A 7,088-nucleotide genomic window follows, 5' to 3' on the forward strand; every position below is an offset into this window, starting at 1 on the left:
GAATCCTACGAACTACAATACGGCGAGGTGATGATTCCTATTGTTGGCTGATACAGCCCCTTCCACCAGTGATGCTGCTAGAACACAGCCCTTGGAGCATCACATGGCAAAGCCCCATAACTCTATCACGATCAGACACCTAACTCTCTATTCATGCCTGCTGTTAGCCATCTTGAGCACTGGCTGCGCCATGTCGACCGTTGCCCCCGCTCCCAATGTACCAGGCACGGCAGCCAATTCTGCCCCGCTACCAGGTGACTGGATACCAATCGCCCGCTACGGTCGGTACACACTGGTGGAACTGGCACCCCAGGCGGCCCAGCAAAACCTCCTGCTGCAAGTGGTCGATGTGTCCATCCCGGGAACGCCGCCACTATCGGTGGAAGATGGCTTGCGCCACGTGCTTCAGCGCTCCGGCTACTCCCTCTGTGACGACGACTTGAACTCGACACCGCTCTACGGGTTACCTCTGCCGGCAGCCCATCTGCGGCTTGGGCCGATGTTTCTCCATGATGTACTGCTGACTTTGGCCGGGCCAGCCTGGGAACTGCAGGTGGATGATCGAGCACGAGAGGTGTGCTTCACACCGCGTCTGGAGGCATTGCCGTGACGATTCAGTCTGAGTCCGATTCTATCCTGGCCAGTCGTTACAGGAGGCTACCGTGAAATCCTCCCTGACTTACGCTCTTTTGGCATTGATAGCCCTGGTCCCAGCTCTGTCTCTTGCCCAAAGCGCCACTACCTCCGATTCGCGCATCGTGCCCAGTCTGGAGGAAACTGCCGGTGACACGGCTCTCGACGAACGCCTGGCAACGGACTGGGGACTCAAATCCGAGGAGTGGACGCGATATCAGGCGCTGATGCAGGGACCGCTGGGAATTTACTCGCCCAACCTGGACCCGCTAACGGCGCTGGGCATCGAGGCGCGCACCGACGAGGAGCGCCGCCGCTACGCAGAGCTGCAGGTACAGGCCGAAGCTCGCCGCGTCGAGAAACTGCTGACCTATCAGCGCGCCTATGATGCGGCATGGCAGCGACTCTATCCGGACCTCCAGCGGGTTGGCACTAGCAGCTTGAGTAGCCTGCCTCAAAGCAGCCTCCCGCCCACCCGGTTGGCCGTGTTCGTGAAGGAAAACTGCCCAGCCTGTGAGCGGCGCGTCCGACAGCTACAGGCGGAGGGTGCGGAGTTCGATCTGTATCTGGTCGACAGCCGCCAGGACGATGCCCGTGTACGCCAATGGGCTGAGCGTGTGGGCATCGAGCCGGACAAGGTTCGCGACCGTGCCATCACCTTGAATCATGATAATGGGCGCTGGCTGGCTATCGGGGTGCAGGGTGAATTGCCCGCCGTGGTTCGTGAGGTGGGTGGGCAATGGCAACGTCTCTGAGTTCCCCGCATTGGGTGGTCATCTGCCTGGGGTGGCTGGTCGTTTCCCCAAGCACAGCAGATACCGCACTCCCGCCACCGGCTTATCAATTGGCCGCCCACGAGGCCGGGGTGCCATCGGCAGTGCTCTATGCCATTGCTTTGCAGGAGAGTGGCACAGACATACGGGACAGGCAGGTTCCCTGGCCATGGACACTGAACGTCGCCGGTCAACCTCGGCGGCTCGCCACCCGGGACGGGGCCTGTGCCGAACTCACCACCGCCCTTGAAACTACGCCCGCTCGCCGTATCGACGTAGGGCTTGGGCAGATCAATGTCGGTTACCACGCACATCGGGTGACTCATCCCTGCGACCTCCTCGACCCGTATCAAAACCTGGCGATTGCCGCCGCCATATTGCGCGAACAGCACAAGACCGGTGAGGGCTGGCTGCATGCGGTTGGTCGCTATCACCGCCCGGCCGGTGGCGAGCCAGCCGAGCGTTACCGGCGCAGCATTCACCAACACTTGTCACGCATTCACGCTGGACCTGCAGCGCTGACCGTATCTGAGGAGGGGCTGCCTTGAAAGCTCGTTTTCGTGCCCTGTGCTGGCTGTTGGGACTAATGAGCCTGTCAGCCTCTGCCGATGACACCCCACTCATTGTCGTTCAGGACCGAGGTGGCGTCTCGGCGCTGCCGTATTACCAGGCCATGGATTTACCGCCCATAGGCACACCCATCGCTCGACCCGAACACGTTGATGTCCCGGTAGCCCAAATCCAGCCCATCAGCGAGGCGGACATGCTGCCGGTACGATCGGCGCTACTGTCGCCGGGCAGGGTGGAACGCCGGCCTATGGACAGTGCAGGCTTTCGCCCCCTGTTCGTGGTGGGCGACGACGACCTTTCCCGCAACTGGCTGCAACAACGGGCGGCCAGCTTGCGAACGCTTGGTGCCGTAGGTCTGGCGGTCAATGTCGACACTGCCGAAGGACTGGCCGACTTGCGAGACCAGGCACCCGGCTTGACCCTGGCACCGGCCTCTGGTGACGATCTGGCTCAGCGCCTTGAGATCCGGCACTACCCGGTGCTGATCACCGCCACCGGACTCGAGCAGTGACATGGCCCAGCCCCATGCCGTGGAGGTCATGCTGCGACCCGCCGTCGAACTGTACAGCGTTGCAGTCAGTGTCGGTGCGGCTCTACTGTGCCTGTTTGCTCCGTGGTCGCTGGCTCTAAGCCCGCTACTGGGGCTGGGTGCAGCCCTGGGTTTTCTGACCTTTGCCGCCATCCGCTTTCGCGATGCGCGGGGAATCCTTCGCTATCGCCGCAACATCAGGCGTATCCCGCGCTACGTAATGGCCAGCCGGAACGTGCCGGTGAGTCAGCAGCGGCTGTTTGTTGGCCGGGGTTTTCGCTGGGATCAGCGCCATACCCACCGGCTGATGCAGACCTACCGCCCTGAGTTTCGCCGCTACGTCGAGCCCATGCCGGCCTATCGACTCGTCCGTCGCCTGGAAGAACGACTGGAATTTGCGCCATTTCCGCTGCCATACCTTGGCCGATTGACCGCCTGGGATCACCCCCTGAATCCACTTCGCCCCCTGCCACCGGTGGGCGGGCTGCCGCGGCTGCACGGCATCGAGCCCATGGAGACAGATGTATCCCTGCCGCTGGGTGAACGGGTCGGCCATACCCTGGTGCTCGGCACCACCCGGGTCGGCAAAACCCGGCTGGCCGAGTTGTGCATCACCCAGGATATTCGCCGCAGGGTCAACGGCGAACACGAGGTGGTAATCGTGTTCGATCCCAAGGGCGATGCCGACTTGCTCAAGCGTATGTACGTGGAAGCCCGGCGCGCCGAACGCGAGGGCGAGTTCTACGTGTTCCATCTCGGCTGGCCGGACATCTCCGCGCGCTACAACGCGGTGGGCCGCTTCGGTCGTATCTCGGAGGTGGCCACACGTATCGCCGGGCAGCTCTCCGGCGAGGGCAACAGCGCCGCTTTTCGCGAATTTGCCTGGCGCTTTGTCAACATCATCGCCCGCGCCCTCGTGGAACTGGGGCGACGCCCTGACTACCTGCAGATCCAGCGCCACGTCGTCAACATCGATGCGCTGTTCATCGAGTACGCCCAGCACTTTTTTGCCAGGACCGAGCCAAAGGCCTGGGAAGTCATCGTGCAGCTCGAAGGCCGGCTGAACGACAAAAACATCCCCCGCCACATGGTCGGCCGGGAAAAGCGTGTCGTGGCCATCGAGCAATACCTGTCCCAGGTGCGGGTCTACGATCCAGTACTCGATGGACTGCGCTCAGCGGTACGCTACGACCGAACCTACTTCGACAAAATTGTCGCCTCGCTGCTGCCGCTGCTGGAGAAGCTGACCACCGGCAAGATTTCACAACTGCTGGCGCCGGACTATGCCGACCTGCACGATCCGCGACCGATCTTCGACTGGATGCAGATCATCCGCAAGCGGGCCGTGGTCTACGTGGGGCTGGACGCCCTGTCGGATGCCGAGGTCGCGGCGGCGGTGGGCAACTCCATGTTCTCCGACCTGGTGTCGGTGGCCGGGCATATCTACAAGTTTGGTATCGACGATGGATTGCCCGCAGCGTCGACCACCACCCCTGGAAAAGTCGCCATCAACGTCCACGCCGACGAGTTCAATGAACTGATGGGTGACGAGTTCATCCCCATGGTCAACAAGGGCGGCGGGGCAGGGATTCAGGTGACGGCCTACACCCAGACCCTGAGCGATATCGAGGCCCGGATCGGCAACCGGGCCAAGGCGGGACAGGTTGTGGGCAACTTCAACAACCTGTTCATGCTGCGGGTGCGCGAGACGGCCACTGCCGAGCTATTGACCCGGCAGCTGCCCAAGGTTGAGGTGCACACCACCTCCATCGTCAGCGGGGCAACAGACACCTCCGACCCCCAAGGGCACACCGCCTTCACCTCCAACACCCAGGATCGCATTACCTCGACCAGCGTACCGCTGATCGAACCGGCTCATGTGGTGAACCTCCCCAAAGGCCAGGCCTTCGCACTGCTCGAAGGCGGCAACCTGTGGAAGTTGCGCATGCCGCTGCCGGCCCCCGACCCCGACGAGGCCATGCCGAAGGACCTGCAGGCGCTGGCCGGTTACATGCGTCAGCACTACTCAGATGCAGGCGAATGGTGGGAAAACCAGGGCAACCCCGAGCTGCAGAATGAGAGCCTGCCGGATGACCTGCTGGATGGCTTCAAACAGATGACCGGTGCCGAGACCGCCGGAACCGACACAACATGAGCGACCCCGCAGCCACTGCGCAGCGACAACAGACACGGCAGCGCAACCTGGTGGGTTCAGTGGTCTCGCTGCCCTTTCGCTTCTTCGGTGTGCTCTGCGGCTCGCTATTGCTGTGCATCCTGATTGAGTGGGTCGGCATGCACCTGTTCTGGCCAGAACAGGGATGGCGCCATGCTCAGGCCATGCTGCATTACGAACTCGATCAACTCTCGACCCACTTCACTCGCAGTGTGGTGGTACAGGAGCCAGGGCGCACAGCCCATCGACTGATCGACGGAGCCCATGAGTGGGTTTTCGTCAAAACCGGGCTGATGGACTGGATGCAGGGTGCCGCCACCCAAGCCCGCGCAGGGGCTGACAATGCCACCCGGGATTTCCGCTATTACCTGGGCGTGGTCTACGTTCACCTGGAAAGCTACCTGATCGCCGCGGCCTATACCCTGCTGGTCTTCCTGGTGCGCCTGCTGGTGCTGTGCCTGATGCTCCCCTTGTTCTGCATGGCCGCCTTTGTGGGGCTGGTAGATGGGCTCGTACGCCGGGACATCCGTCGGTTCGGTGCGGGACGGGAATCCGGCTTCGTCTACCACCGGGCGAAGGCCGCTTTGATGCCGCTGCTGGTGCTGCCCTGGGTGACCTATCTGACGCTGCCGGTCAGCGTGAGTCCGTTGTTGATCCTGCTACCCAGTGCCGTGTTGCTGGGGGTGGCGGTGGATATCACAGCGGGGAGCTTCAAGAAGTATCTGTGAGGCTGTTGCGCTGTACAAAATTATCCGCCATCTTTCTGCCAGAGTTGTTTTGGATTATCAAACAAAGGGTTTTCAGAGACCCTACCCAGATGGGTTACAAGGCTGTACCTGGACAGTTTTTCAGCGATAGCTCTCTCTATCGACCAATCATTACCAAGCGCTTTATTCTCGCCATGGATCATCCGATTGCGCCCCGCACTGTAGATCAATTCAACAACTTCCTTCGCAGTCTTCCCGTCCCGGGTAATGACATTATCTTCATCTATTCCAAGGTTGATCTTGAGCAGTTCACGAATCGCCGGCTGCCCTCCCTTTTGCTTTTTTCCGTTCCCTGCCTTCCATACAAATCCCTCGGTTAGCACCTCCATGGCTGACGAGAATTTGACAATAGCTATTTGATCAACGGTTTCACGGCATCCCTCATAAAACCAAAGCAACGCATGGACAACAGCATTCATCAATGCCGGTCGTTCACTACCCCCATCTGGATCAAGGTAAGCCGCGATCGCCTCTCCTGCCACAGTGAAACAACCAGAAAAGTCATTAATGATTTCAGCTAGTTCCTCCTTATCAACCCACGGCGCATGTAGTCGCTTTGCTCCCAAACCATTTGCCAACATTAGCCCTTCAGTTGTGAAAGCAAGTGTTCTTCCGTACGGCCTTTTCCTTTCTGCAAGCAAACTGATTCCATCCAGTGCCATTGAGGAGTTTTCCCAGATCAAGGAGACCGTTGCCTGCGCGAGCCGTGCTGCAAGTACCGCTTTATGTTGACCTGTATCTCCACCGAACCCCGGAACATTGACGGAGCAGACATATTGGCAATCCCCAATCGCCTCAAGAATGAATTTTTCATCATGAGCGTCAGCAGAAGACATTCGTCTCTTCAATTTTTCGCCTTTCCATGTTCGTAAAATGCGCCGGTGTGTTATTTTTGAGATCATCCCATCCGCAATTTTTTCGGAAAACCGTTCTATGCGGCCACCGGGTCCCACACGGGCCCACCGATCATCTGACGCCTTACGATCTAGCCAATCAACTCTGGGTTCAAATCGAACTGGGCCGATTTCAAACGGAGGAATATCGTCATAACTGAATAATGTGCATCCGAACGCATATTCAAGCTCTCCTTTCTTCAACGTCCAGTCTATGTCTCTCGCCACTGCCTCTTCAACATCACTCGAGACTCGAATGGTGCTCTGATCTATATCTTGATCCCAGTCTATGGTTGCCAATGCTGGACCGAAGTCCCTGCGGACCATCGCCGTAAAATCCTTAACAGAAAAGCGTGATTTCAGGGTGGTGTCACGCGCCATAATCTTTCGTGAAACATCGGCAATTAACTCGTCTACTTTTCGTGACACATGAATTTGCCCTCCATCACCCGTACCGATTATCCGAGGAAAATTATCGCCCTCACATCTAGACGATGGCGAAGTCCCCTGATGCTTCCTAATGTCTTCAATAATCCCTTTCACCAGCTCATGTAAATCAGTCATAACGCTTTGGTGCCCGCCAGGCCTTACACAAATTCGAGGTTACTGATTATCGCATTTCAGGTTCTTCGTCATTTCATGTGGATTTCAGGATCGAGCCCGCAGGGCTGGCAATCAGGTAGATCATGGTCATGAACGTCTCCGTGTTGCGATATCCCCGAGCTCTGGCACGCGCCGCCTGGAATATGC

7 protein-coding genes are annotated in these 7,088 nt (G+C 59.0%); 6 read left to right on the forward strand and 1 reads right to left on the reverse strand.

Features of this window, described 5'->3' with window-relative positions; translation table 11 throughout:
• The first annotated feature begins 190 nt into the window (after nt 1-190).
• From pilL2 to DDZ17_RS20955, 6 genes are read left to right on the forward strand one after another with little or no spacing between them, the layout of a single operon-like run.
• Nucleotides 191-610, forward strand: coding sequence for a PFGI-1 class ICE element type IV pilus protein PilL2 (pilL2, locus tag DDZ17_RS22845; RefSeq protein WP_277749340.1), 420 nt, complete (start codon nt 191-193; stop codon nt 608-610).
• A gap of 52 nt (nt 611-662) precedes the next feature.
• The gene (locus DDZ17_RS20935) at nt 663-1,388 is read left to right on the forward strand and encodes a TIGR03759 family integrating conjugative element protein (RefSeq protein ID WP_241505987.1); all 726 of its coding nucleotides are present in this window, start codon (nt 663-665) and stop codon (nt 1,386-1,388) included.
• Nucleotides 1,373-1,954 carry a transglycosylase SLT domain-containing protein gene (locus tag DDZ17_RS20940; protein ID WP_116368993.1) on the forward strand — a complete coding sequence of 194 codons (582 nt, stop codon included), beginning with the start codon at nt 1,373-1,375 and terminating at the stop codon, nt 1,952-1,954. Before DDZ17_RS20935 ends, DDZ17_RS20940 begins: the two co-directional genes overlap by 16 nt.
• A complete protein-coding gene (locus DDZ17_RS20945) occupies nt 1,951-2,487 on the forward strand; it encodes an integrating conjugative element protein (protein ID WP_479680801.1) in 537 nt (178 codons plus the stop codon). The genes DDZ17_RS20940 and DDZ17_RS20945 overlap by 4 nt, the downstream gene beginning before the upstream one ends.
• Before the next feature lies 1 nt (nt 2,488).
• Nucleotides 2,489-4,660 (forward strand): type IV conjugative transfer system coupling protein TraD, encoded by a 2,172-nt coding sequence (gene traD / locus DDZ17_RS20950; protein ID WP_116368995.1) that lies wholly within the window; start codon nt 2,489-2,491, stop codon nt 4,658-4,660.
• Nucleotides 4,657-5,406 carry a TIGR03747 family integrating conjugative element membrane protein gene (locus DDZ17_RS20955; protein WP_116368996.1) on the forward strand — a complete coding sequence of 250 codons (750 nt, stop codon included), beginning with the start codon at nt 4,657-4,659 and terminating at the stop codon, nt 5,404-5,406. Before traD ends, DDZ17_RS20955 begins: the two co-directional genes overlap by 4 nt.
• A 20-nt stretch (nt 5,407-5,426) precedes the next feature.
• On the opposite strand, the gene DDZ17_RS22560 is transcribed toward DDZ17_RS20955, so the two are convergent.
• On the reverse strand, nt 5,427-6,902 hold the full coding sequence (locus DDZ17_RS22560) for a hypothetical protein (protein ID WP_157976776.1): 1,476 nt from the start codon (nt 6,900-6,902) through the stop codon (nt 5,427-5,429).
• Between the last annotated feature and the right edge of the window lie 186 nt (nt 6,903-7,088).

Origin of the sequence: Parahaliea mediterranea (genome assembly GCF_003402235.1) — a bacterium.
Lineage (GTDB): Bacteria > Pseudomonadota > Gammaproteobacteria > Pseudomonadales > Halieaceae > Parahaliea > Parahaliea mediterranea.